At 39.5% G+C, this 26,723-nt stretch carries 20 protein-coding genes; 12 read left to right on the top strand and 8 right to left on the bottom strand.

Features of this window, described 5'->3' with window-relative positions:
* Positions 1-787 precede the first annotated feature (787 nt).
* On the top strand, positions 788-1,237 hold the full coding sequence (zur, locus tag BTO22_RS19115; protein WP_105056850.1) for a zinc uptake transcriptional repressor Zur: 450 nt from the start codon (positions 788-790) through the stop codon (positions 1,235-1,237).
* A gap of 18 nt (positions 1,238-1,255) precedes the next feature.
* On the top strand, positions 1,256-1,717 hold the full coding sequence (locus BTO22_RS19110; protein WP_105056849.1) for a chemotaxis protein CheX: 462 nt from the start codon (positions 1,256-1,258) through the stop codon (positions 1,715-1,717).
* Between the two features lie 387 nt (positions 1,718-2,104).
* On the opposite strand, the gene pgi is transcribed toward BTO22_RS19110, so the two are convergent.
* From pgi to BTO22_RS19090, 4 genes are all read right to left on the bottom strand, one after another.
* A complete protein-coding gene (gene pgi / locus BTO22_RS19105) occupies positions 2,105-3,757 on the bottom strand; it encodes a glucose-6-phosphate isomerase (RefSeq protein WP_105056848.1) in 1,653 nt (550 codons plus the stop codon).
* A 220-nt stretch (positions 3,758-3,977) separates the two neighbouring features.
* The gene (locus tag BTO22_RS19100; RefSeq protein ID WP_105056847.1) at positions 3,978-5,213 is read right to left on the bottom strand and encodes a hypothetical protein; all 1,236 of its coding nucleotides are present in this window, start codon (positions 5,211-5,213) and stop codon (positions 3,978-3,980) included.
* On the bottom strand, positions 5,213-6,295 hold the full coding sequence (alr, locus tag BTO22_RS19095) for an alanine racemase (RefSeq protein ID WP_105056846.1): 1,083 nt from the start codon (positions 6,293-6,295) through the stop codon (positions 5,213-5,215). The genes BTO22_RS19100 and alr overlap by 1 nt, the downstream gene beginning before the upstream one ends.
* 9 nt (positions 6,296-6,304) lie before the next feature.
* On the bottom strand, positions 6,305-7,702 hold the full coding sequence (locus BTO22_RS19090; protein WP_060993923.1) for a replicative DNA helicase: 1,398 nt from the start codon (positions 7,700-7,702) through the stop codon (positions 6,305-6,307).
* A 462-nt stretch (positions 7,703-8,164) separates the two neighbouring features.
* On the opposite strand from BTO22_RS19090, the gene BTO22_RS19085 reads away from it, so the two are divergent.
* On the top strand, positions 8,165-8,887 hold the full coding sequence (locus BTO22_RS19085; protein ID WP_258132718.1) for a DUF481 domain-containing protein: 723 nt from the start codon (positions 8,165-8,167) through the stop codon (positions 8,885-8,887).
* Between the two features lie 13 nt (positions 8,888-8,900).
* Here BTO22_RS19085 and BTO22_RS19080 read toward each other — a convergent pair whose 3' ends face one another.
* The 3 genes from BTO22_RS19080 to BTO22_RS19070 are packed head-to-tail and all read right to left on the bottom strand — an operon-like array spanning position 8,901 to position 13,949.
* Entirely contained in the window at positions 8,901-12,005 is a 3,105-nt protein-coding gene (locus BTO22_RS19080; RefSeq protein ID WP_105056844.1) for an efflux RND transporter permease subunit, read from the bottom strand.
* On the bottom strand, positions 12,002-13,315 hold the full coding sequence (locus BTO22_RS19075; RefSeq protein WP_105056843.1) for an efflux RND transporter periplasmic adaptor subunit: 1,314 nt from the start codon (positions 13,313-13,315) through the stop codon (positions 12,002-12,004). Before BTO22_RS19075 ends, BTO22_RS19080 begins: the two co-directional genes overlap by 4 nt.
* Positions 13,302-13,949, bottom strand: a complete 648-nt coding sequence (locus BTO22_RS19070; RefSeq protein ID WP_105056842.1) for a TetR/AcrR family transcriptional regulator — start codon at positions 13,947-13,949, stop codon at positions 13,302-13,304. Before BTO22_RS19070 ends, BTO22_RS19075 begins: the two co-directional genes overlap by 14 nt.
* A 480-nt stretch (positions 13,950-14,429) precedes the next feature.
* Here BTO22_RS19070 and leuA point away from each other — a divergent pair, with 480 nt between their 5' ends.
* From leuA to BTO22_RS19045, 5 genes are all read left to right on the top strand, one after another.
* Positions 14,430-15,977, top strand: a complete 1,548-nt coding sequence (gene leuA / locus BTO22_RS19065; protein WP_105056841.1) for a 2-isopropylmalate synthase — start codon at positions 14,430-14,432, stop codon at positions 15,975-15,977.
* 82 nt (positions 15,978-16,059) lie between these two features.
* Entirely contained in the window at positions 16,060-17,151 is a 1,092-nt protein-coding gene (leuB, locus tag BTO22_RS19060) for a 3-isopropylmalate dehydrogenase (RefSeq protein WP_105056840.1), read from the top strand.
* A 15-nt stretch (positions 17,152-17,166) separates the two neighbouring features.
* Entirely contained in the window at positions 17,167-18,582 is a 1,416-nt protein-coding gene (gene leuC / locus BTO22_RS19055) for a 3-isopropylmalate dehydratase large subunit (protein ID WP_105056839.1), read from the top strand.
* Positions 18,583-18,593: 11 nt separating this feature from the next.
* Positions 18,594-19,196, top strand: a complete 603-nt coding sequence (gene leuD / locus BTO22_RS19050) for a 3-isopropylmalate dehydratase small subunit (RefSeq protein ID WP_105056838.1) — start codon at positions 18,594-18,596, stop codon at positions 19,194-19,196.
* Positions 19,197-19,308: 112 nt separating this feature from the next.
* Entirely contained in the window at positions 19,309-20,088 is a 780-nt protein-coding gene (locus tag BTO22_RS19045; protein WP_105056837.1) for a DUF547 domain-containing protein, read from the top strand.
* A 13-nt stretch (positions 20,089-20,101) separates the two neighbouring features.
* On the opposite strand, the gene djlA is transcribed toward BTO22_RS19045, so the two are convergent.
* Positions 20,102-20,947: a co-chaperone DjlA gene (djlA, locus tag BTO22_RS19040; protein ID WP_105056836.1), complete on the bottom strand. Its 846-nt coding sequence runs from the start codon at positions 20,945-20,947 to the stop codon at positions 20,102-20,104.
* 207 nt (positions 20,948-21,154) lie between these two features.
* On the opposite strand from djlA, the gene lptD reads away from it, so the two are divergent.
* From lptD to rsmA, 4 genes are all read left to right on the top strand, one after another.
* The gene (gene lptD, locus BTO22_RS19035; protein WP_105056835.1) at positions 21,155-23,509 is read left to right on the top strand and encodes an LPS assembly protein LptD; all 2,355 of its coding nucleotides are present in this window, start codon (positions 21,155-21,157) and stop codon (positions 23,507-23,509) included.
* Between the two features lie 69 nt (positions 23,510-23,578).
* Positions 23,579-24,892: a peptidylprolyl isomerase SurA gene (gene surA / locus BTO22_RS19030; RefSeq protein WP_105056834.1), complete on the top strand. Its 1,314-nt coding sequence runs from the start codon at positions 23,579-23,581 to the stop codon at positions 24,890-24,892.
* Positions 24,885-25,874: a 4-hydroxythreonine-4-phosphate dehydrogenase PdxA gene (gene pdxA / locus BTO22_RS19025; RefSeq protein ID WP_181044701.1), complete on the top strand. Its 990-nt coding sequence runs from the start codon at positions 24,885-24,887 to the stop codon at positions 25,872-25,874. Before surA ends, pdxA begins: the two co-directional genes overlap by 8 nt.
* Positions 25,871-26,704, top strand: a complete 834-nt coding sequence (rsmA, locus tag BTO22_RS19020; protein WP_105056832.1) for a 16S rRNA (adenine(1518)-N(6)/adenine(1519)-N(6))-dimethyltransferase RsmA — start codon at positions 25,871-25,873, stop codon at positions 26,702-26,704. The genes pdxA and rsmA overlap by 4 nt, the downstream gene beginning before the upstream one ends.
* Positions 26,705-26,723: the final 19 nt, after the last annotated feature.

Raw genomic sequence — 26,723 nt, 5'->3', positions numbered from 1 at the left:
TGCACCCTCCCCTCCGCACCGAAATAAACGAACAATAAGCTGTATAGATAAATCGCGTCTAAACCTTATCAGGTAAAGGCTTAAGGCAAGTAAATAAAAACAAGATCGCAAACGTGCGTATTACATGAAAAACTAATTAAATTAAAAATAAGTTAACTTTTCTAAAGCAGAATAGGTACATCTAAGGTCAGTAAATAGGTTCACATCATAATATGAGAGGCTCCCCATTTTATTTATGTATGACACACTGTATTTTATACCTTTACTCAGTTGATATAAGGTAATAATAATGGCTTCAATAAAAGATGCTAAACAACTTTTTCACTTTACAGCCTTAGATAACATCCCAAGTATTCTAACCAATGGCTTAATCAAACATTGAACGCCTTTAATGCTCCAACCTGTCATGTCCATGAGGGCTTTTTCTAACGTTGAAATGGGGCTTTCTTGAAGTGAGTTACCGTTATTTTCAGTGCTCTAAGGAGCGAAGCTCCGCTTCTTTTTAAGAGCAAGAGCCGAAGCAAAGTGCGGTACGTCTTTATTTGAGGGGAAGAAATATAGAACGAATGCATTCGCTCAGGATGACTGCAGTGCATCAAAATAATACCGCTCACTATCATCGTTATACTCAATTCTAACATAATCAGAACACAAACAGCCAACCTATTACTTCTTTTACTCATCAAGGATATTCACTTCAGTAAATAATAATTCTCTAAATAGTGAAGTTAAAATCAAAAAATTTATGATAAACTGCCTCACTTGTTCATAAATAAGACATATATCCTTGAATAGTTCTCAAAAAGAAAAAGTTGAGCTGTTATGCCAACAACGTGGAGTTAGACTGACTCCACAAAGATTAACTGTTTTAGAGCTTATTGTTACCCATCATGGTGCAGTAAGTGCTTATGATCTTTTAGAGCAATTAAAAAAAATAGAGCCTCAGGCAAAACCACCCACTATTTATCGTGCTTTAGATTTTTTAGTGACTCAGGGTTTTGTCCATAAAGTCGAATCAATCAATAGCTATATTTCTTGTTGTGTTATTGGCGAACATGCCCATTTCTCACAACTTTTTATCTGCCGCACTTGCGATGATGTTGTTGAGTTCCATGATATTAAGATTACTGAACAGCTAACAAAGCATGCTGAAAATATTGGTTTTTCTGTTGAAAATCATATTGTTGAAACTCATGGAACTTGCAAAGCTTGTATAGATAGCATTAATAAAAATTAATTAAAGGACACCCCTACGATGCGCGCTGAATTTGTAAACCCATTCTTAGCTTCATTAATGAATGTACTTAAAACGATGGCTTCAATGGATTTGAAACCACAGAAACCTCGTATTAAAAAAGATGAAATTGCTCGTGGTGATATTTCTGGTTTAATCGGCATGGTGGCATCACAAAGTAAAGGATCGATGTCTATTACTTTTGACGAGCAACTTGCACTGCAAATTATGCAAAACATGTTGGGTGAACGCCCAAACAGTATTAATGAAGAAGTCACTGATATGGTGGGTGAAATCACTAATATGGTTACTGGTGGTGCGAAACGTATTCTTTCTGAAAGCGGTTTTGAATTTAATATGGCTACGCCTATGGTTGTTTCTGGTAAAGGTCATACCATTACTCATAAATGCGATGGCGCGATTATTATCATGCCATTTACTTCTGAATGGGGTAATGCGTTTATTGAGATCTGTTTTGAGTAACGATACTAGATACTAGATACTAGATACTAGATACTAGAACGCTCCGCTTCTATAAGAGCAAAAGCAAGAACTAAAGGATTCAGGATTCAGGAAGTGATGGAGGTTGATATTTAGGTATCAGCCTTTTTTATTGTAATATAGATAAATAATACCAATCCAAATAAGTAGTTGATCAGATAATTGCGTAGGAAAAATCGATTAGAGCAAGGCATAAATTGTAGTAACTAGTGGCTCTAATTACACCTAATTTTTGCAATAGAAAAGTATAACGCAGCTATAATCGATTTTAACAAGCAAGAATGATCAAATATTTATGTGGATTGGTATAAATACAAAAGAGCCGACCGAGGTCAGCTCTTTTTATTAGTAAATGTTGTAATTCAACAACTATGCTTTGTATGCTTTAAATGCGTTAATTAAGCCGTTAGTTGAACTGTCGTGAGAAGTCACCGTTTTATCGTCAGCCAGTTCTGGAAGAATTTGGTTAGCCAATTGCTTACCTAGTTCTACGCCCCATTGGTCAAAGCTGAAGATGTTCCAAATCACACCTTGTACGAAGATTTTGTGTTCGTACATTGCAATCAAGTTTCCTAGTGTTTTAGGCGTTACTTGTTTAACAAGAATAGAGTTTGTTGGACGGTTACCTTCAAATACTTTAAATGCAACTAACTCAGCAACTTCTGCTTCTGTTTTACCTGCCTCTGCAAACTCTGCACGAACCGTTTCTTCTGTTTTACCAAATGCTAATGCTTCTGTTTGTGCGAAGAAGTTAGACATCAGTTTTTGGTGGTGATCACCCACTTGGTTGTGGCTGATTGCAGGCGCAATAAAATCACAAGGAATTAATTTAGTGCCTTGGTGAATTAATTGGTAAAACGCGTGTTGACCATTTGTACCTGGCTCACCCCAAATGATTGGGCCCGTTTGATAATCTACAGGGTTACCGTTACGGTCTACACATTTACCATTTGATTCCATATTGCCTTGTTGGAAGTACGCAGCAAAACGATGTAGGTACTGATCGTATGGAAGAATTGATTCTGATTCTGCACCGTGGAAGTTGTTATACCATAGGCCAATAAGTGCAAGAATAACAGGTACGTTATTTTCAAGTTCGGTATTAGCAAAATGGTTATCCACTTCATGAGCACCTTCAAGCAGCTCAACAAAGTTATCAAAACCAACCGCTAGTGCTATTGAAAGACCGATTGCTGACCATAAAGAGTAACGACCACCAACCCAATCCCAGAACTCAAACATATTGTCTGTATCGATACCAAACTCAGACACAGATGGTGCATTAGTTGATAGTGCTGCAAAGTGTTTAGCAACGTGTGCTTGATCGCCAGCCTCAGCAAGGAACCAATCACGTGCACTGTGTGCATTCGTCATTGTTTCTTGAGTTGTGAATGTTTTCGATGCGATTAAGAACAGCGTTGTTTCTGGATTTAACGGCTTCAGCGTTTCAACAATGTGCGTACCATCCACGTTTGAAACAAAGTGCATGTTTAAGCGAGTTTTGTATGGCGCAAGTGCTTCCGATACCATGTAAGGGCCAAGATCTGAACCACCGATACCGATATTCACGATATCTGTAATCTCTTTACCAGTATAACCTTTCCACTCACCAGAAATTAAACGCTCAGTGAAGCCTTTCATTTTATCTAATACCGCATTTACTGCAGGCATTACATCTTCGCCATCAACGATTACCGGAGTATTGCTACGGTTACGAAGTGCTGTATGAAGTACAGAGCGGCCTTCCGTTTTATTGATTTTTTCACCACTGAACATCGCGCTAATTGCTTCTGATAATTCAGTTTGCTCAGCTAAAGAAAACAAATTTTTCATTGTTTCTTCTGTTACTAAATTCTTAGAGAAATCAACTAAGATATCTTGACCAAACGTCGTTGAGAATTTATCAAAACGTTGAGCATCAGCAGCAAACAAGTCTGACAAATTCATGTTTTGTGCTGTTTCAAAATGTGCAGTTAAGTCTGCCCAAGCTTGAGTTTCTGTTGGGTTGATGTTTTTTAACATGGTAAAAATATCCCGTGTAGTAGGTTTTTTGGCTCAAAAATAAATTTCTGAACGCCCCGTTTATACGAATCTAAAAAATATGGTGAACTTTATATATTATGACCAAAACTACGCTCACCCTTTTTGAGTTAGGTCACATTAAAACTTCTATAAGTGAACATTATCTCTATCAAAATTACAGAACTCTAGTACTCAAGTCATTTTTCTCGTGATTAATCAATTAAAATGGCTGATTAATCATAACTCGAAAGAGACTTTCTTCAGTGCCTTTTGATAATTCAGTTCTCACAACAATACCTTCAACTTGAAAACGTATTGCTCCGCCTACACTCCATTTCATATCATCATGCAATGTAGAAAATGAAAACTCATCAGCAACTCGCCCAGCATCAACAAATGCAACCCACTGCCACCAAGGCACATCGTAAAGGTTGAAAATAGGCCAATCTTCCAAAGGCTGCCAATCTGGCATTACTCGATATTCTGCAGAATAATTAATGGCTGAGCGCCCATGGAACCGTCCACTACCATAACTTCGTAAACGATAAAGTCCTCCCAGTTTTATGCCTGCATATTCTGGAGGTTGATGCGAATCAGATTGCCAACTTGGTGTATCCGCGACATAAAAATCAAAGGCCAAAACCTGTTTATTTATCACATCTCCCAAACTACCTAAATCAAAGAAAGCACTCTGTTGAAACTCCCACGTCCACCACTCTTCCTGTGCACTAGTTTCTGGTGAATAGGTAAAATCTAATTCTGTTCGCGAGCCGTGAGTCGTGTTTCTGACACTATTTCGATTATCCCAATCAAAATTTACCTTCATGCCCCAATTAGCGTCGGGCTCATCCCATCCCGCAACATCGGATAAAACACGAGAATAATAGAAAGGACTCAACTCAATACTAGAGACACCACTTTCTAATGGGTTATAGCTTTTCACTTCTCGGTTAGGCATATAAGCGGCTTTTGCACCTATATCTTTTGCATTACCGATCGGAAGAATATAATTAGCCGTGAGGTGATATTGTGATTCAACGCCATCAGTAAAAACTTCATCATCAACAGAAGAGCTGTTACTACCAGCAGATCCAAGGTGGTAATCCATATCCTTAAAATTAGCATTATAAGCATTGGCTCCCACCAACCATGAATGACCAACTTGGAAGTTATTAGCAGACAAATATGTCATGTAAGACCCTTTATTAGAATAGAGTCCCGCAGCAAATAATGTCGCTTGAGGTTGGCCTACGCCCTTCATTACAGCGGCAGCGCCTATCGTAGTCCCCAAGCTTTCAGACGAAAACATAAAAGGTACCGCTGATGTTTCTGGTAATGAAGTTGGCCAGATATCTTCTTCTGCAAACGCATTGCTGAAAAAAGAAAAAGGGAGAATAAGAAAAAGCGCTAAACCAGTAGCGCTTTTAAGTGAAAACAAATTCAAAGTAGATCTCATTAAATGTATTGCATCTGTACTCGTGATGTTAGTTTAGTCACTAACTCATAAGCAATAGTTCCGATATGCTCGGCAACTTCTTCGGCTGGAAGATCTCGCCCCCATAAAACCGCTTCATCGCCCACTTTATCTTTTGCATCAGGTCCCAAATCAACCGTCAACATATCCATAGAAACACGACCAGCAATTGAAACTTTACGTCCATTCACCAAAACGGGCGTACCATTAGGAGCGGCTATTGGATAACCATCGCCATAACCAATCGCAATGACACCAATTTTTGTATCACGTTCGCTGGTCCACATTGCTCCATAGCCAACACTTTCACCGGCTTTCACATCACGAACTGCGATTAAATGAGAGGTAAGGGTCATGGTAGGCAAGTAACCTAGCTCTTGTGCAGACTGATTCGCAAATGGTGAAACGCCATACATAATAATACCAGGTCTAACCCAGTCTAATTGGCTATCAGGCCATGCTAATAACCCTGCAGATGCCGCCAGAGAACGCTCACCTTGGCAACCATCCGTTAATGACATAAAGGTATCTATTTGCTTATTGGTTGTTGGGTTATCAAGTTCATCAGCACAACCAAAATGGCTCATGTAACGTAATGGTTTAGCTACGTTTTTACATGCATGCAAACGGTTAACATACTCTTGATATTCTTCAGGGCGGATACCTAAACGATGCATCCCTGAATCCACTTTAAGCCAAACAACTACTGGCCCTTCAAGCTCTGCGCCTTCTAATGCTTCTAATTGCTCTTTACAATGTACCGCAGTCTGAATGTTATTTGCGACCAGAATAGGTAAATCACAAGCAGAATAAAAACCTTCAAGTAACAATACTTGCTTAACAATACCGCCAGCGCGAAGCTGTAAAGCCTCTTCAATACGAGCTACACCAAAAGCGTCTGCACCTTGTGCCCCTTTTGCGATATGAAGTAAACCATGGCCGTAGCCATTGGCCTTTACTACAGCAAGAAGTTTACTGTTTGGTGCTTGTTGTTTAATCTTTTGCAAATTATGCGCTAAAGCTGACATATCAACTTGGGCAGCCGCCGCTTTCATGTAGCTCATATTATTGCCTTATTCATCATCAAACGCAGGACCTGCGTAGTTATCAAAGCGTGAGAATTGTCCTTGGAATGTCAAACTTACCGAACCGATAGGACCATTACGCTGTTTACCCAAAATAATTTCTGCAATGCCTTTACGATTACTCTCAGGGTTATAAACCTCATCACGGTAAATAAACATGATTAAATCGGCATCTTGCTCAATCGCTCCAGATTCACGAAGATCCGAGTTAATTGGACGTTTATCGGCACGTTGCTCTAGGGAACGGTTCAACTGAGATAGAGCAACAACAGGAACGTTCAGCTCTTTCGCAAGTGCTTTTAAAGAGCGAGATATCTCAGAGATTTCTTGAGTACGGTTGTCTTGTAGGCCTGGCACTCGCATTAACTGAAGGTAATCGACCATGATCATACTTAGACCACCTGCTTCACGCGCAACTCGACGAGCACGAGAACGAAGCTCTGTTGGTGTAAGACCTGAACTATCATCGATATACATATTTTTCTTTTGAGTCAAAATACCCATCGTAGACGAAATACGCGCCCAATCTTCATCATCCAATTGACCAGTACGAATTTTAGTTTGGTCAACACGAGACATCGATGCCAACATACGCATCATCAATTGTTCAGCAGGCATCTCTAGCGAGAAAATAAGCACTGGTTTATCTTGATCCATTGCCGCATTTTCACATAAGTTCATTGCAAAGGTGGTTTTACCCATCGATGGACGAGCAGCGACAATGATCAAGTCAGAACCTTGAAGACCAGCCGTTTTCTTGTTGAGATCAGTAAAACCAGTAGAAACCCCAGTCACGCCATCTTGCGGTGTCTGGTATAAGATTTCAATACGCTCTAATGTTTTCTCTAGAATTGAATCGACATTCTGTGGACCTTCATTTTCAGTCGTACGCTCTTCGGCAATAGCAAATACTTTACTTTCCGCCATATCAAGCAAATCTTCAGACGTTCGACCTTGAGGATCATAACCAGCATCTGCAATCTCATTAGCTACACCAATAAGATTACGTACCATGGCACGTTCACGAACAATATCTGCATACGCATTAATATTCGCCGCACTTGGGGTATTCTTGACTAAATCAGCAAGATAGGCAAAACCACCCACTGAATCTAGTTTTTCATGACGTTCAAGATGCTCAGATAAAGTAATCAAATCTAGAGGCATACTATTTTCTAGGATGGATTTAACTGATTCAAAAATCAGTCGATGTGGTCGGCTATAAAAATCACCAGCCACTACTTTTTCTGCAACAGAATCCCAACGCTCATTATCAAGTAGTAAACCACCAAGTACAGATTGCTCTGCCTCTAATGAATGCGGCGGTACTTTTAACGCATCAACTTGTGCATCGTGTTTACGGTTTTGATTTCGATTATCGGCCATTACTACTTTTTCACCATCCTAAATTTAGCTCTACATTATAACCAAAAGAAACATGGATGAAATAACAATCCTTCCATACCAACCTCACCATTCGCAAAATAAAGATTTTGACTCAAATTTAACTCTTTAATCCAATAAAAAACCTATACTATCTAACCTCTTTACTTTTTCTGAGATTGATACGTGTTAAAAAAAGTTTTACTTACAGGGCTTATCGCAATTAATGCATCTGTTCATGCAAGTGAGATCGATACTGAAGACGCGGATACGTCACCTCCCTCTCCTAGGGAAAACCCAGTCGAAATAGATTATGGAAGCGACAACTCACTATCTCTTAATTGTAGCCTAGAACCGGTTTATACCTCTGGAGAGAACACTCATACCAATGAAGTAAAATATTACTTGTCGAAGGATGATTGTGAAGCCGAGACAGAAGAGCTTACTCTTGAAAAAAAACCAAGTATTAGCCCTATAGCCAGTGAAATAGAAGCTGAAGAACAGGATACAACCCCACCTTCACCATGGGAAAGCCAAGTCGAATTTGGTTATCAATCAAGTAAAGGTAACGATGACTCCCAGTCTCTCAATGGTCGTCTAGAAGCAAGTTACACCGCAGGACAACATCGTCACACCGGCGAGGTTAAGTATTACTTATCAAAAGATGATGGCGAAACAGATAAAGATCAATTAAGCCTTAATTTACAGAGTGACTATAAAATAAGCCCTGATTATTACCTTTATGCCAACTTTAAAGGTTTAGAGACCAAATATAGTGCCTATTTTAAAGATTATACCTTTTCAGGTGGTTTAGGTTACCAAGCAAGTAATACCGAAACCTTAGTATTAGAACTGGAATTAGGTCCTGGTTACCGTTATCAAAATCCAAACCTTGATGAAATTGATGATGATGATCTTATCTTTCCAGAAACCGTTGCCGAGGCAATTATACGAACAAACATGACGTTATCATGGAAACCGATGGACGTTATGACACTAGCCTCTGAAGTCACCGTTATTAGTGGTAAAAGCAACACTCGTGTCGATTCAGAAATCAGCGTGACGAATAACATTACCGAAGAAATAGCCCTGAAAGTAGCACAATCTCAAGAGTATCTAGATCGTGTACCTCCCGGACTAAGTAAAACCGATTCTGTTTTTTCAGTTAATTTACTTTTCTTATTTTAAGTACCTATCTCTATTAGTGCAGTTCTTCATGTTTCTTTACTAAGCCAAAATCCGCCAATATTGCATAAGCGGCAGGGATCATGAAGAGCACTAATAACGTTGAAGTAAAAATACCAAACACAATAGAAACGACAAGAGGCTGAATAACTTGAGCCTGTAAACTGGTTTCTAATAACAGTGGCAGTAACCCTGCTGCCGTTGTTATTGACGTTAAAAATACCGCTCTAAACCTTTCTTGGCTCGCTTTTACAACAGATTCATATACCGAATCTCCATCATCAACATGATGTCGAATGTATTGCACTAATAAAATAGAATCATTCACCACTATCCCAGCCAAAGAAACAAATCCCATAATACTCGGCATACTTAATGGATGATTTAATAATACATGCCCCCACAGTACACCTATCAAGGCTAATGGAATAGCTAACATAACCACAAAGGGTTCAAGGTAGCTTCTGAATTGAAAACTTAAGATAACAAACACACCAAATAAACCCAGCATGAATCCCGTGCCCATTGATTGCCCTGTTTCTGCGGTATCCTTCGCTTCCCCTTCAAAATCAAAACGTAAACTTGGGTATTTTTTCTGAAGTTCAGGAGCAAGCTCTTTTCTAAATTGATTTAGTACTTCGGCCGAGCTCACTTGTGAAGCATGAACATCACCGAAGACACTTAAGGTTCTTAATCCATTGATACGTTGAATTCGAACATAATTACGCTGAAAATCTAATGTTGCAACAGAGGCTAGAGGTATTTGCTCTCCTGTAGGCAAAATGATAGGAAAGTTCTCTAACGTATGTAAATTACCTGCTTGCTCTTTATTTAAACGAACTTCAATTTCAATATTTTCAACACCGAGTTGGATCTCATCGGCCGTTTGTCCGAAATACGCTGCACGTAATTGATTGGCAACCAATTGGCCTGTAACCCCGTAGGTTTCAGCCCCAGGACGAAGCTTCACAAGCACTTCTTCCTTACCCATTCGCATATCATCAAGCACACCATAAACCCCTGCAAACTCATTGAGATAAGCTTGTACTTCTAGGGAGGCAGACTTTAGCGTATGTAAATCATCATCCATCATGCGAATTTCAATCGCTCGACCACCCGGCCCCATCGTCGGTTGTTTATAAACCATGGTAATTGGCTCAGCTAACTCTCCAACTTCTGCACGCCACGCATCAATAAAATCATCAATGAGTGTATTTCGTTTTTCTGCCCCTAATAAATCTAAACGGATGGTCGCCAGATGAGGTCCTGATTCACTCGCGTCAGCATTGGTATTAAATTGCTGAGTAATATGCTCAACAAGTTGACGTCCCCCCTCGTTCTTGTCACTCCATTCTTTATTTAGCTTTTCGGCAGCAGAAACAATTTTATCTACGACAATTTCAGTCTGAGAAAGTGAGGTACCCGGTGGCAAAATAATTCGAGCTTCCGCAATGTCGCCATCTAATTCAGGAAAACCCACGAACTTAAGCGCGCCACCAGAAATGAGTGAAAAAGAAATCAATAAACTGGCAATCACGGCACCTAAAAAGGCATAACGCCATTCCACCACTTTTGTTACTGCTTTCACTAAAGTGACATTTCTAAAATATTCAAAACGATCTAAGATTTTCTTTTTAAAACCGGTAATTGGCTTGTCTTTTTTCGCCTTATGTAAAGAGTGACTAAGGTGATTGGGAAGAATTAAAAATGCTTCAATTAAACTCAGAGTTAATACAAGAATAAGCACTTGAGGAATAACTTTCAGTACCGCCCCCATCTCTCCTTGCAAAAACATCAAGCTACCAAAAATACATACTGTCGTTAAGAAAGAAGACAATACGCCGGGAAAGACTTTTTTGACGCCGTTATACACCGCATCATCTATCTCTTGTCCTCGATCTAAATGTGAGGCAATCGATTCTGCAATTACAATGGCATCATCCATCATGATCCCTATTGCCATTAACAGTGCGACGAGTGACATAATATTAATAGAAAGTCCTAAACTCGCCATTAAAAATAAGCCACCAAGAAACGCAACTGGCAGACCTGCTGCAACCCAAAAAGAGTAACGGAAAGTAAAAAATAACCACATGGTTAAAAATACAAGAATGATCCCTTGCCAACCATTTTTCACCATCATGGTTAATCGATCCCATAATAAAGAAGAAAGATCATTGGTCATTTCTAATGCGACACCATCAGGAGCGATGGACTGCTGATATTTAACAAACTCAGTCACACGATCTTTAATTCGTAAGGCATCTTCTTCTTTGTTTTTACTGATCTTAAGTAAGGCTGACGGCTTACCATCAAACAATACTTTTTGCTCATCAAGCTCAAAGCGATCGGTTATCGTGGCAATATCACCTAAACGGATCAATGCGCCATTATCCGATGCTCCCATCACCGTTTTAGCTAATTCTTGAGGCGTTGTTTTTCTTTCATCGAAACGAATTAAAAAGTTTTTTTCTGGTGTTTCAATGCTACCGCTGGGTAGCTTTACATTTTGCTCAGCCAGTTTATTTGCAATATCACTGACATTTAAGCCAAGCTGACGAATCGCACTTTCATTTAATTCAACACGGTATTGATGATCAGAAAACCCACTTACTTCAACCAAAGAAACATCATAATCAAGCTTTAAACTTTGTTTAAGTTTTTCCGCATACGCTTTCAACTCTGGCCATGTAGTATCCGCAGTAATAGCAACATCCACCACAGGTTCATTCCAATCTAGCTCTTGAACTATCGGAGATTCTATCTCCTTAGGGAAATCATTAATCGAATCAATTTGAGTTTGAACATCAACCAGCATTCGCCCTATATCTGCTTTTTCATTCAGCTTAATCACTAAACGAGCAGAGCCTTCAATTGCCTCACATTTTGTTTCTTCTATATTTCCTAAGCCATCAACGGCATCCTCCATCCGAACACAAATGCTTTCCTCCACTTCTTGTGGCGATGCACCAGGATAAACAACACCAGCCAAAATATAAGGCGGACTAAATTCAGGAAACGTTTCACGCTTTAATTGAGATAAGGACACTAAACCAAGCAGCAATATAGAGAGCATTAATAAATTGGCTGCCGTTGGGTGTCTTGCAAAAAACTTAATCATTCCACAAGCTCCTTCTTAGGAACGACTGAACGTAACTGCATGCCATTAATAGCAGGAAGAAGATCATTTAAAATCAATAAATCTCCCTCATTAATGCCACCAGAAATGACCACTTGATTATCTCTTCTAAAGACTATTTTTACAGGAAGTATAGTTAATTGATTATCTTGATTTAACAAATAAATCTTATCACCATGAAGGGCACTTTCTGGGATCACCCACTGCGGTGAAGCCTCTCCTTCAATTAATGCTTTTACAAACATGCCATTAACCAACGGAGGTAATGAGCTTGGCTTAAGCATTTTATAGTCTTGTTGGATCTCTAAAATTACACCAACAGTCGCTTGGTTTGGATCGACAGTTTCACTGATACGCTCAACTTGAGCTTTCCACTGAGCATTAAAACGACCACTGCTCAACTGCACTATTGCTTGAAGCGGTAATGAATCAATATTTGGCATTCCTTGCTCATTAGGCAGAAATACATGAAAGCTTTGCGCTAAAGTTTGCATATCATGAATCGATACTTGTGCTTCCATTTCCATGGTTTGAATGCCATGTGCAATAAACATTTCTTGTTGTAGATTCACCACTTGATCGGCTTCAATATTCACTTCTGAAATACGAACATCTGTAGGTAATACGATGGAGGTTTTATCTAAAGATCGTTGTGCTTCCTTTAACTTTGCTTGATTCACTTTGACCATTGCTTGAGCGACTTTCCGCTCATCTGGCAATAACAAAATTTGGTTTTGAATATCTTGCACGACTTTCTGTTGTGCTAAATACGATTGATTTTGTTGATCCAGATCCGATTGAGAAGTTAGCCCTTTTTTCTGTAGATTTACTTTACGATTTAGCTCTTTCTTACTGATGGATAATCTATTTTTTTCAATTTTTAACGTGTTTCTAATGTTTTTTTCTTCAAGATCGACTTTCGCTAACTGTGTTTCACTCGAACCCAAATCAGCCTCAGCTTGAGCAAGCTTTAATTCATAATCGAGTGGATCTATGCGTAAGACTTCAGTTCCCGCTAACAAGACATTACCTTTGTTTAGATCCGGATGGCGATACACGACTTTACCCGAAACTTCTGCAATCGCCTTCCATTCAAATTTAGGTCTTATTTTGCCAAAACCAATCACTTGAGGAGCGATATTCTGTTGTTCTAAAGAGAGAGTTTTCACAATTTTTGAACGGTCTTCTAATGGCTTTACTTCAGCTGATGGACGCAATTTTGTGACCGTAATTAAAATAATGACACCCGCAGCAACCACAGGAAAAAAAAGGAGTTTTTTATTTATTTTCATTAGTATTATCTCTCTTATTTTGTAACAAACCTTCAGTTAACAATCGGATATTATGCTCGAGTAAATCAGTTAAAAATGCTTCATTTAACTCAATATTATGAAAATCCAACATTTTCTTTGGTGCCAAAAAAGGAAAAACCATCAAACTCATCATTGATAGTCTAGCTTTACTTGGATCGACCCCTTTTTTAAATAATGCATGGCTCATATCTGGTGCAAATAGCTTGTCTTGCATCGGTTGTAAAATACCAAAAATAATTTGCTGAAGGTTGGCTTGCTGTTCATTATCCGCCTCCATAATTCTTAGTATCAGTTTAGGAAATGCTGGCACTTTTATCATTGCTTGATAATAAGCACGCATGAAATCAACCAAATCTTGTTCACTATTATTGACTAAAGCTAATTGAAACTGACTTACCACTGGAGATATCGTTTCCTTAAACATTGCTTCAAACAACCCCTCTTTGTTACCAAAGTAATAACGGATCATTGCGATATTTACCTTCGCATTATCAGCAATTAACCTTGTTGATACTTTATTATAAGGCTGAGATACAAAAAGCTCACGAGCATGAAAAATGAGCTGCTCTCTCACTTCTGATTCCCCTTTTGGTCTGCCTAATTGCTTTGCCATTGATAACACCTTATTTACACTACATTCAATTTATGATTATTAATCACACGATTAATTATAAGTAAGTAAGAAAATTGTGCGATCCCTTTAATTCATCCATATTTAATCATTTGATTAATTAATCTCTACTATTCAAAAAAAACATCTCTTTTGTGCAGTAATCCATCACAGCAATCGTTTTTCTTCCTATTTTGTAACATTTAAGCAAAAAAACATTAATAAGTAGTGAAAATGGGATTTAGGGGTTGACGATACTTACTGAGTGCGATATTAATTTGTTAATTATTTTTATGGATTGTATTTCAAATGAAAACAGCATCTTCTTTATTTCTAAACCTCCTCCTGATCGTGAACATCTCACGCGGGTAGGTTGTGGAACAAAAGAAGCCATAAACCAAATTTTAAAACCCGCTGAACATGGCGGGTTTTTTTATGGAAAACCGTCGTTAAAGCGCACGACATACACAAGGAAGCAAGCCCATGAGCGATCAAGTCATTATCTTCGACACCACCTTACGAGATGGCGAACAAGCACTATCAGCAAGTTTAACCGTAAAAGAAAAACTGCAGATTGCGTATGCGCTTGAGCGTCTGGGAGTTGATGTCATCGAAGCAGGCTTCCCTGTTTCATCTCCTGGTGATTTTGAGTCAGTTCAAACCATCGCAAAACACATTAAAAACAGTCGTATTTGTGGGCTTTCCCGAGCCGTTCCTAAAGATATTGATGCCGCAGCTGAGGCATTAAAAGTCGCAGAAGCGTTCCGAATTCATACCTTTATTTCAACTTCTACTGTTCATGTTCAAGATAAATTACGTCGTAGCTACGATGATGTGGTTGAAATGGGTGTAAGAGCCGTTAAACACGCACGTAAATACACCGATGATGTTGAGTTTTCTTGTGAAGATGCAGGTCGTACGCCAATTGATAATTTATGTCGCATGGTAGAAGCTGCCATCAATGCTGGCGCAAATACAATTAATATTCCAGATACTGTTGGCTACACCATTCCAGGTGAATTTGGTGGCATTATTCAGCAATTATTCAACCGAGTTCCAAACATTGATAAAGCAATTATCTCTGTTCATTGTCATGATGACTTAGGAATGTCTGTTGCTAACTCTATTGCTGCGGTTCAAGCCGGAGCTCGTCAAGTTGAAGGCACAATTAATGGTATTGGTGAGCGTGCAGGTAACTGTTCTCTAGAAGAAATTGCGATGATTTTGCAAACTCGTTCAGAGTACCTAGGCGTTCATACGGGTCTTAAAAATGATGAAATCCACCGCACCAGTAAATTAGTAAGTCAGCTTTGTAATATGCCAATTCAGAGCAATAAGGCTATCGTAGGCGCAAACGCCTTTAGCCACTCTTCAGGCATTCATCAAGACGGTATGCTTAAGAATAAAAACACTTATGAAATCATGACGCCAGAGTCTATTGGCCTTAAAAACAAAGCATTAAATCTAACCAGTCGTTCTGGTCGCGCTGCAGTTAAAAGCCACATGGATGCGATGGGTTATAAAAACGAAGAATATAATCTAGACACTCTATATGCAGATTTTGTGAAGCTAGCGGATCGTAAAGGCCAAGTATTTGATTACGATTTAGAAGCCCTAATGCATTTTGCTAACTTACGTGATGAAGATGACTTCTATAAGTTGAACTACCTAAGCGTTCAATCTGGCAGCGTAATGGCGACAACTAGTATCAAACTACTTTGTGGTGATGAAGAAAAATGTGAAGCCGCTGTCGGTAATGGTCCTGTTGATGCCCTTTACCAATGTATCTACAAACTAACAGGCTATGAAATCGTCCTAGATAAGTTTGATCTAACAGCAAAAGGCGAAGGTGAAGATGGCTTAGGTCAAGCGGATATTATTGCGAACTATAAAGGTCGTAAGTATCACGGTACTGGCCTAGCAACAGACATTATCGAAGCTTCTGGTCAGGCACTGCTTCATGTTATTAACAGCATTCACCGTGCAGACCAAATTGCAGAGATTAAACAAAAGAAAGTAGCTACGGTTTAAAAGAGCCGAAACAAATTTTAAATCAGGGAAATACAAACCTTTCCTGATTAACCAAATTAAATAAAAAGATTAAAGGATTAACATGACGAATAAAACATACAAAATTGCGATTTTACCGGGCGATGGTATTGGCCCAGAAGTGATGGAACAAGCACATAAAGTTCTAGATGCTATTGAGAAAAAACACGCCATTTCATTTTCACGCGAGCAGCACGATGTTGGCGGCATTGCGATTGATAACCATGGTTGCCCGCTACCAGAAAGCACAGTCAAAGGCTGTGAAGAATCAGATGCTGTATTATTTGGTTCGGTTGGCGGTCCTAAGTGGGAAAACTTACCACCTAACGATCAACCTGAGCGTGGCGCCCTACTTCCTCTGCGTAAACATTTCCAGCTATTTTGTAATTTACGTCCTGCACAAATTCACAAAGGATTAGAAAACTTCTCTCCACTGCGTGCTGATATTTCTGGTAACGGTTTTGATATCGTCGTGGTTCGTGAGCTTACTGGTGGTATCTACTTTGGCCAACCAAAAGGTCGTGAAGGTGAAGGTCCTCAAGAGAAAGCCTACGACACTGAAATTTACCACCGCTACGAAATCGAACGTATCGCAAAGATTGCTTTTGAATCTGCTCGTCTACGTAATAAAAACGTCTACTCAATTGATAAAGCGAACGTTCTGCAAAGCTCTATCCTATGGCGTGAAGTGGTAGAAGAAGTGGCACAAGGTTACCCAGATGTAAAACTAAGTCATATGTATATTGATAACGCGACCATGCAGCTCATCAAAGATCCCTCTCAGTTTGATGTGATGCTATGTTCAAACATCTTTGGTGACATCATCTCTGATGAGTGCGCGATGATCACAGGATCTATGGGCATGCTTCCTTCTGCAAGTCTGAATGAGAGCAACTTTGGTCTGTATGAACCCGCAGGTGGTTCAGCGCCTGATATCGCAGGTAAAAATATTGCTAACCCTGTTGCTCAAATCTTATCTGCAGCACTCATGCTACGCTATAGCCTAGGTGAAGAAGCAGCAGCACAAAGTATTGAAGCTGCCGTATCTAAAGCGCTATCAGCAGGCGAGCTAACGGCTGACTTAGCTGGCGATAAACCAGCACTAACTACATCAGCAATGGGCGATAAAATCGCTGAGTACATTTTGAATTCGTAATTCAAGGAAGAAGCAATGTCTAACGCAAAAACATTATACGAAAAAATTTACGATGCCCATGTTGCTGTAGCGGCAGAAGGCGAAAACCCAATTTTATACATCGACCGCCATTTGGTTCATGAAGTTACATCACCACAAGCCTTTGATGGCCTGCGTGAAAAAGGACGTAAAGTTCGCCAAGTAGGTAAAACCTTCGCAACGATGGATCACAACGTATCGACACAAACCAAAGACATTAATGCCTCTGGTGAAATGGCTCGAATCCAAATGGAGACGCTATCAAAAAACTGTGAAGAATTTGGCGTGACCCTTTACGATCTAAACCATAAATACCAAGGTATTGTGCACGTTATGGGTCCTGAACTGGGCATTACTCTACCGGGCATGACGATTGTTTGTGGTGATTCACACACTGCCACTCACGGCGCATTTGGTTCATTAGCTTTTGGTATCGGTACCTCTGAAGTTGAGCATGTCTTAGCGACACAAACGCTAAAACAAGCACGTGCTAAAACCATGAAAATCGAAGTTAAAGGTAAAGTAGCCGAAGGCATTACCGCTAAAGACATCGTGCTAGCAATCATTGGTAAAACAACGGCTGCTGGTGGTACTGGTTACGTGGTTGAATTCTGTGGTGAAGCAATTACTGACCTAACGATGGAAGGTCGTATGACGGTATGTAACATGGCAATCGAATTAGGTGCTAAAGCGGGCCTAATCGCACCAGACCAAACGACATTTGATTACATTACTGACCGTAAATTCTCACCTCAAGGGGAAGATTTAACGGCTGCGATTCAATATTGGTCGTCACTAAAAACGGACGATAATGCAGAGTTTGATGCCGTAGTTACTCTTGAAGCCTCTGAAATTAAACCACAAGTCACTTGGGGCACAAACCCAGGTCAAGTAATCGCCGTTGACCAACCTATCCCTGCTCCAGAGAGTTTTTCTGACCCTGTAGAAAAAGCGTCGGCTGAAAAAGCATTAGCTTACATGGGACTTGAAGCTGGAAAATCTCTGTCTGATTACAATGTAGATAAAGTATTTGTTGGCTCTTGTACTAACTCACGTATCGAAGACATGCGTGCTGCTGCTGCCGTAGCAAAAGGCAATAAAGTTGCCGCTCATGTTCAAGCGCTAATTGTTCCGGGTTCAGAGCAAGTAAAAGCACAAGCGGAAAAAGAAGGTCTAGATGTGATCTTTAAAGAAGCCGGTTTTGAATGGCGCCTACCGGGTTGTTCTATGTGCCTTGCAATGAACAATGACCGTTTGGGTCCACAAGAGCGCTGTGCGTCAACATCAAACCGTAACTTTGAAGGTCGCCAAGGCCGTGATGGTCGAACTCACCTAGTGAGCCCTGCAATGGCTGCTGCTGCCGCAATTGCTGGTCACTTTGTTGATATCCGTACTATTACTGAAAATGCATAAAGGAATTTACTATGTCAGGTTTTAAGCAACATACAGGTCTAGTCGTTCCTTTAGATACGGCGAATATTGATACCGATGCGATCATTCCAAAGCAATTTCTACAAAAAGTAAATCGCACTGGTTTTGGTAAGCATTTATTTCATGACTGGCGCTTTTTAGATGATGGTGGAGAGCAAGCAAACCCTGAGTTTGTAATGAATGCACCACGCTATCAAGGTGCCAGTATTCTGCTAGCTCGTGAAAACTTTGGTTGTGGTTCATCTCGTGAGCACGCTCCTTGGGCATTAGCGGATTATGGCATCCAAGTAATGATCGCACCTAGCTTTGCTGATATTTTTTATGGCAACTCAATTAACAACCAAATGATCCCTGTTCGTTTGACTGACGCTGAAGTGGATGATATTTTCCAGTTCGTCGAAGCAAATGAAGGTGCTGAAATTACCGTTGATTTAGAAGCAATGTTAGTAACTGCTAACAATAAGCAATACCGCTTTGAGATTGATGAATTCCGCCGCCACTGTTTACTGAACGGTTTAGATAATATTGGTTTGACGTTACAACACGCGGATAAAATTTCAGAATATGAAGCGAAGATCCCTAGTTTCTTAAAATAGGATTCAGGAAATAATAGAGGTTGATATGAACGTATCAACCTCTTTTTTGTCTATAAAACACAGGCCATCTATAATAAATAATTATTAGTAAACAAAAGTCAGGTACCTTTCTATGAAAACCCTTATTTCCTCGTTACTTTTGCTTTTCTCATTCAATACGTTCGCTGCACCACAATCTGAGTTATGGGATTATTGGGATGTCAGTAATGAAAAAAATGCCACCACTATTTCACATCAATATTGGCAACAAACCTTAGATAAATACCTTATCACTCAAGGGGAATATACCCTTTTTGATTATGGCAACATCACTGATGCAGATGAGCGAACATTAAATAGTTACTTACGCCAAATTCGACGAATTGACCCAAGAGAGTACAAAAAATCTGAACAATACGCTTATTGGGTAAACCTTTATAATGCAATTACAGTAAAAATAATTTTAGATAATTACCCTATCAAGTCGATTACTAAATTAGGAGGGCTATTTAGCTTTGGGCCTTGGGATGAAGACGTCATTACTGTTGCAGGGAAAACATTAACCCTTAACGATATCGAACACAGAATTCTTCGCCCAATATGGAGCGATCCTAGAACGCATTACGCGGTGAACTGCGCAAGCTTAGGTTGCCCTAACTTACAATCAAAAGCATTTACCGCCAGAAATAGCGATAAGCTATTAGATAAAGCCGCAGCTGAATTCATTAATAGTGAAAAAGGCATACTTATTACTGATAACAAAATCCAACTCTCATCTATCTATGATTGGTTTGCGGTCGATTTTGGTAATCAGCAGCAACTTTTTGAGCATTTAAAAAAATATCGCCCTGAATTAAAACAATTCAAAGGCGATATCAGTTACGACTATAATTGGAAGTTAAATAAACAATAAAAATTAAAAGGGATTACTTAATCCCTTTTGCTTTTTTAATTAAATCGTAAGCGCCTTGAATTTCTTGTGCTTTTTCTTTAGCCATATCCATCATCTCTGGTGGTAATCCTTTTGCTACCAATTTATCAGGATGATGCTCGTTCATTAACTTACGGTGTGCACGTTTAATGGTTTTAGCATCCGCATCTTCATTGATACCTAGTAAATTATACGCATCTTTCAATTGGTCCGCAGAACTTGCTTTCTGCCATTGACCTTGATGAGAGCCACCTTGCTGACCAGAAAAACCACCACTGCGCTGAAAACGAAAGGCCGCTTCTTGCATTTTCAAACGTTTTTCAAGTTGTTCAGCACTAAAGCCAAGTTCTTCAGCTACAATGTGTAAAATGTCTCTTTCACTTGGATGAATATCACCATCTGCAATTGCTGATGCTATCTGAAGCTCTAAAAAGAACTGCAACAGATCATAGCGACCACCGGTAATTGAACGGATTTTCTGTAACGTTTCACGTAATGGAAAATCGTTTTCTTTCCCTTCTCTAAATGCTTCTTGAGCTTCTCTTTTTTGCTCAGCACTTAGATTCATACGATCCATCATCATCGCAGCAAGCTGAATTTCTTGAGCAGTAACTTGCCCTTTGGCTTTAGCTACATGACCCATAACGGCAAAAGCCGCATGGAAAAACTCTGCTTGTTTTTGAGTTTGAGAAGCCCCGCCAGTTTGAAAAGTAAAGCCACTGTTTGCCATGCGCTTTGCTTTATCAAATTGATGGCCAATAAAGATCCCTAATGCCGCGCCAAAAAAGCCGCCAAATAGAAAACCAAAAAAACCACCCAATATCTTGCCGAATATTTGCATTTTAAATTCCAATTAATGAATTATTTTATTTTTACTCTGTCACATAATGAGCAAACGCAGCCTACTACTTTACAACCATTAATAGATGATAGCGACATCTTATAGGTGGTTTGGGCATAGCTTTTGCTTTATTATAAACAAGTGACTCTGTCTAGTCTCTTTGAGTATATCAGCGGATTAATATAACGAACAGGAACGTCTAACTCGATGCCTTTTACCTCTCGCAGCCTACTTGCTTCATTTGCTGGATGCCTTCTTTACGGTTCTCCCGTCATTGCTGATGATGGAAGCACAACCGTACCTCCAGAAAATAGCATTATCTTCCCTTTACAGACCAACGCAGTTAATTCTTGCCCGGTGCCTGAAAAAATGTCAAAAGAGGAAGAAGATCAACAACCAGTACTAATTCAAGCTGACAGCGTTGAAGCCAAAAATAATTCTAAGGCGACCTATAAGGGTAATGTTCATATTATTAAAGGTCGTCAAGAAATAAAAGCAGATAACATAACGTTACACCAACAAGAAAACATTGCGATTGCAGAAGGTAACGTTGACTATTCAAGCATGGAAATGAGGTCAAAATCAGACAAAGTCACTACTGATTTAAGCACCGAAGATACCACAATGATTAATGCGGCCTATAAAATGTCATGCCAACCAATTCGTGGTACTGCTAGCCGTGTATTAAAAACCGGTCAAGAAATCTATCAGTTAGAAGATGCTTCATTCACTACTTGTCCGGCAGACGATAACAGTTGGCGCTTTAAAGCCAGCGATATTGAACTCGATCAATCTGATGAATGGGCAACCTTCTATAATGCACGTTTTGAAGTTCTTGATGTGCCGATTTTATATCTTCCTTATATTACCGTTCCAGTTGGCGATAAGCGTAAAACAGGGGTATTAATTCCAAGTGCAGGTTTAGACAGTAAAGATGGTTTTGAACTTTCAGTCCCTATTTATTGGAATATCGCACCAAATTACGATGCGATTACCACGATTAATTATATGGAAAAACGTGGTACTCAATTAGAAGGTAATTTCCGCTATTTAACCGATTTAGGCGTTGGTGAATTAAATGCAGAATATCTTGGGGACGATGCCAAAAACCAAGATAAAGGCGCTCGTTGGGGGGCCAGTTGGAATCATTCCGGTATATTTAGGCAACACTGGAAATTTGAAGTTGAATACGCTCAGGTTAGTGATGTTACTTACTTCCAGGATTTAAACTCTAGTATTGGTACACGTGATGAAGGTCAATTGACACAATCAGGGGAAGTCTCATATCGTTCTCAAGATTGGGATCTCACCATGCGTGTGCGTGATTTTCAGGTTTTAGTCGAAAATCAAAAACCATATAGACTAATGCCTCAGGTTGAGTTTAATTACTACGCTCCGCAATTTTATAATTCTCTAGATTTTAATTTTCATAGTCATGTTAGTGAATTTGCCACAGATGATAAAACCAAACCATCTGCAACTCGAGTTCATATGGAACCTAAATTAAGCTTACCACTGAGTGATACTTGGTGGTCTTTAACCCCTGAAGCCAGCTTACTTTATACCCACTATACTCAAGATTTTGATAAGAATAATCCTTCTCTATCCAGCTTGGAAGAAGATACATCACGAACCATTCCAGAAGTAAGGGTTAATGGTGCTATTTATTTAGACAGTACACAGAAGTTCTTGGGAGAGTATTTACAAACCCTCGAGCCAAAAATTCAATACTTATACGTACCAGAAGTTGACCAAAGTGAGATCTATGGCGGTCAAGGTGAAGGTGGCTACGATAGTAGTAAACTTCAGTTAGATTATTATGGCCTATTCAGAGATCGTCAATACAGTGGTGTTGATTATATTGCCGCTGCAAACCAATTTAGTATTGGCGCAACATCTCGATTTTACGATGATTCTTATAAAGAACGAATGAATATATCTTTTGGGCAGATATTATATATGGATGGTTCTGGTACATCTAAAAATAATGATAACAAGAATTCATCTGCATGGGCGATAGAAAGTGATTTTAACTATAATGACTATCTATTCTATCATGGTGGTATTCAATACGACTCTAACGAAAGTGAACTACAAGTAGCAAACAGTACCTTAGAATACCGCCACAGTCGTGGCTATATTCAAGCTAACTACCGTTATGTTAGTAAGAGTTATATCGATGATAATGTATCCTATTCTGATCCTGGACCGTCATCTGTGACACGTTATGGTATTTATCAAGCAGGTTTATTAGCACGATACAACATTGGTAATAATTGGAATCTCAATGCTCAATACTTTTACGATACAAAAGAAGAGTTCATGCTAGAAACTTTAGTTGGCGCGACCTATTTAAGTGATTGTTGGTCATTTGGCTTAACCTATAGCGATCAAATTATTGCACCAGAAACCTCAGGTTTAATTGGAAGCTACGAACCAGAATATGAAAGTAACCTCATGCTTTCCATCGCGATTCGAGGTTTAGGCACTAACACTGGCATCACCTCTGGTTCAGCAACCAACGCTTTAGGCTATGGTCGCCCGTTTTATTTAAATAATTAATTTATATGGATATACATGGAATGCTGTTTCCCTAAAGGCATTTCATGCTCCTTACTCTTGGATGACACTATGAAAAACTGGAAATTTCCATTTATTAGCACTCTATTAATGATGCTAGCTATAAATGTACAAGCTGCTCCTGTCGAATTAGACCGAGTTGTTGCCATTGTTAATGAAGGTGTTGTCCTTCAAAGTGATATCGACACATCAATTAAAACAGTAAAAATTAACGCTCAGGAAAAAAACCAACCATTACCTGAAGAATCAGTACTTCGCGAACAAGTACTTGAAAAACTAATTGTAGATACCATTCAAAGCCAACAAGCAGAAAAAATGGGGATTAGAATTGACGACACTCGTTTAGAAGAAGCACTAAAAGGCATTGCAAAAGAAAACAACATGACTCTTGCGCAGTTACAACAAAAAACAGCAGCTCAAGGGCTACCGTATGCAAGTTTTCGTGAACAAATCCGTAAGGAGATTGCAGCAAGTGAAGCTCGAAACGCACAAGTTCGTCGTCGTATTAATATTCTTCCTCAAGAAGTAGAAAGCCTTGCTTTATTACTGTCTGAAGAAACACAAGCAACGGTTCAATACAAAATTAGTCACATTCAACTAAGAACAGAAGATGGCGCGACCCAAGCGGATAAAGAAGCGGTAGAACAACAGGCTAAAGATTTAACTGAGCGTTTAAAGCAAGGTGCAGATTTTTCCACTATGGCATACACCTACTCAAAAGGTCCTAAAGCTCTGCAAGGTGGAGATTGGGGTTGGATGCGAAAAGAAGAAATGCCGACCATTTTTGCCGACCAGATCACAGGAGAAGGAAAGAATAGCATTATCGGTCCTTTCCGCTCAGGCGTAGGTTTTCATATTCTTAAGATTGATGATGTAAAGGGACTTGAAACGATTGCAGTTACCGAAGTAAATGCGCGCCATATCCTGATCAAAACCTCAGTAATCATGAGTGATGAAGGTGCAAAGCGCCAATTAAATAATATTATCGCAGACATAAAAGCGGGTAATTCTACTTTTGGTGAAATGGCTAAACGCTATAGCCAAGATCCAGGCTCAGCGGCAAGAGATGGTGAGCTAGGTTTTCAAACTCCTGATTTATACGTACCTGAATTTAAACATCAAGTAGAAACACTGCCTGTAGATCAAATCAGCGCACCATTTAAAACGGTTCATGGTTGGCACATTGTTGAAGTATTAGAGCGTCGCCAAGTCGATAGAACTGATGCCGCAATGAAAAACAAAGCTTATCGCATCCTAATGAGTCGTAAATTTAATGAAGAAGCCGGGGCTTGGCTACAAGAAATCCGTGCAAGTGCTTATGTTGAAATTCTACAAGATGATAATGGTGAAGAAAATAATGAATAAGATTAAGCGTATCGCAGTTACTCCAGGAGAACCTGCAGGTATCGGACCAGATCTTGTTTTAACTATTGCACAACAAGATTGGCCTCACCAATTAGTTATTTGTGGTAATAAAAACGCACTAAAGCAGAGAGCCAAACTGCTCGGTATTAATATTGCTATTGAAGACTACAACGCTCATGAACCAGCAAAAATGCATAAGGCAGGATCTTTAATTGTCGATAATATCGAATTGAATGACGATGTCGTTGCAGGTGAGCTAAATGAAGCCAATGGTCATTATGTTCTTGATACCTTGCGTCGAGCAGCACAAGGTAATATGGACGGTGAATTTGACGCAGTCGTAACTGGTCCTGTGCATAAAGGCGTTATCAACCGTGCAGGTGTTGCCTTTAGTGGCCACACTGAATTTTTTGCTGAGCAATCCAATACACAGCAAGTTGTAATGATGCTAGCGACAAAAGGGTTACGTGTTGCGTTAGTAACTACTCACATACCTCTTGCTTATGTTGCCAAGGCCATTACAGCGGATCGCTTAAAACAAGTTACTCGAATCTTACATCAAGATCTTATCACCAAGTTTGGAATTGCTAACCCATCCATTTTTGTCTGTGGATTAAATCCACATGCAGGCGAAGATGGCTGTCTTGGACGTGAAGAAATTGATATCATAGCCCCAGCATTAAATAACTTGCGTGAAGAAGAAGGAATGAACCTTATTGGTCCATTGCCGGCAGACACGTTATTTCAAGATAAATATTTACAAGAAGCAGATGCGGTACTTGCAATGTATCACGATCAAGGACTTCCTGTGCTAAAATTCAAAGGCTTTGGAAAGTCAGTAAACATCACATTAGGTTTACCGTTTATCCGAACCTCAGTAGACCATGGTACTGCATTGGAATTAGCAGGTACTGGAAAAGCAGATGCAGGAAGCTTTATTACCGCACTAACCCATGCAATTGAACTGGTAGAAAATAAATGAGTACAAGAAATGATGTCCATCTAGGCCATAAAGCGAAAAAACGCTTTGGTCAAAACTTCTTAAATGACCCTTATGTGATCGATGGAATCGTATCTGCAATTAACCCTTTATCAGGTCAAAACCTAGTAGAAATTGGTCCTGGTCTTGGCGCTATCACAGAGCCAGTTGGTCGTGAAGTTGATAAGTTTACGGTTGTCGAGCTTGACCGTGACTTAGCCGCTCGTTTGCGCACTCACCCTGAATTGGGTAGCAAACTAACTATTCATGAAGGCGATGCAATGCGCTTCGACTTCACGCAACTTATCCAAGAAGGTAATAAATTACGTATTTTTGGTAACTTGCCATACAACATTTCAACACCGTTAATGTTCCATCTTTTTGAGTTCCATAAAGACATTCAAGACATGCACTTTATGCTACAAAAAGAAGTGGTAAACCGTTTAGCTGCAGGACCTGGTACTAAAGCTTATGGCCGCTTAACAGTAATGGCTCAATATTACTGTAAAGTTATGCCTGTACTTGAAGTGCCGCCAACTGCATTTGTTCCGCCACCAAAAGTGGATTCAGCGGTTGTTCGCTTAGTACCTTATGAGGTACTTCCATACCCGGCTAAAAACCTGAAATGGTTAGACCGTGTATGTCGTGAGGGCTTTAATCAACGTCGTAAAACAATTCGTAACTGTTTTAAAGCATTGCTAACAAAAGAACAGCTAGAAGAATTAGGTATTAACCCTTCTCTTCGTCCTGAGAACCTAACGTTAGAACAATTTGTAACGATGGCAAACTGGTTAAATGACAACTTCCAAGCTGAATCAAAAGAATCAGCTTAAGTTAAGCGTATAATCAATA

Source organism: Aliivibrio sifiae (genome assembly GCF_002954705.1).
In the GTDB taxonomy this organism is placed as follows: Bacteria; Pseudomonadota; Gammaproteobacteria; order Enterobacterales; family Vibrionaceae; genus Aliivibrio; species Aliivibrio sifiae_A.
This window is presented reverse-complemented; position numbering and strand designations above follow the sequence as displayed.

Bases quoted from the DNA above. Each gene is read 5' to 3' on its own strand.
- BTO22_RS19110 (WP_105056849.1), top strand. From the start codon at position 1,256: ATGCGCGCTGAATTTGTAAACCCATTCTTAGCTTCATTAATGAATGTA.
- pgi (WP_105056848.1), bottom strand. From the start codon at position 3,757: ATGTTAAAAAACATCAACCCAACAGAAACTCAAGCTTGGGCAGACTTA.
- BTO22_RS19100 (WP_105056847.1), bottom strand. From the start codon at position 5,213: ATGAGATCTACTTTGAATTTGTTTTCACTTAAAAGCGCTACTGGTTTA.
- alr (WP_105056846.1), bottom strand. From the start codon at position 6,295: ATGAGCTACATGAAAGCGGCGGCTGCCCAAGTTGATATGTCAGCTTTA.
- BTO22_RS19090 (WP_060993923.1), bottom strand. From the start codon at position 7,702: ATGGCCGATAATCGAAATCAAAACCGTAAACACGATGCACAAGTTGAT.
- BTO22_RS19080 (WP_105056844.1), bottom strand. From the start codon at position 12,005: ATGATTAAGTTTTTTGCAAGACACCCAACGGCAGCCAATTTATTAATG.
- BTO22_RS19075 (WP_105056843.1), bottom strand. From the start codon at position 13,315: ATGAAAATAAATAAAAAACTCCTTTTTTTTCCTGTGGTTGCTGCGGGT.
- BTO22_RS19070 (WP_105056842.1), bottom strand. From the start codon at position 13,949: ATGGCAAAGCAATTAGGCAGACCAAAAGGGGAATCAGAAGTGAGAGAG.
- leuA (WP_105056841.1), top strand. From the start codon at position 14,430: ATGAGCGATCAAGTCATTATCTTCGACACCACCTTACGAGATGGCGAA.
- leuB (WP_105056840.1), top strand. From the start codon at position 16,060: ATGACGAATAAAACATACAAAATTGCGATTTTACCGGGCGATGGTATT.
- leuC (WP_105056839.1), top strand. From the start codon at position 17,167: ATGTCTAACGCAAAAACATTATACGAAAAAATTTACGATGCCCATGTT.
- leuD (WP_105056838.1), top strand. From the start codon at position 18,594: ATGTCAGGTTTTAAGCAACATACAGGTCTAGTCGTTCCTTTAGATACG.
- BTO22_RS19045 (WP_105056837.1), top strand. From the start codon at position 19,309: ATGAAAACCCTTATTTCCTCGTTACTTTTGCTTTTCTCATTCAATACG.
- djlA (WP_105056836.1), bottom strand. From the start codon at position 20,947: ATGCAAATATTCGGCAAGATATTGGGTGGTTTTTTTGGTTTTCTATTT.
- lptD (WP_105056835.1), top strand. From the start codon at position 21,155: ATGCCTTTTACCTCTCGCAGCCTACTTGCTTCATTTGCTGGATGCCTT.
- surA (WP_105056834.1), top strand. From the start codon at position 23,579: ATGAAAAACTGGAAATTTCCATTTATTAGCACTCTATTAATGATGCTA.
- pdxA (WP_181044701.1), top strand. From the start codon at position 24,885: ATGAATAAGATTAAGCGTATCGCAGTTACTCCAGGAGAACCTGCAGGT.
- rsmA (WP_105056832.1), top strand. From the start codon at position 25,871: ATGAGTACAAGAAATGATGTCCATCTAGGCCATAAAGCGAAAAAACGC.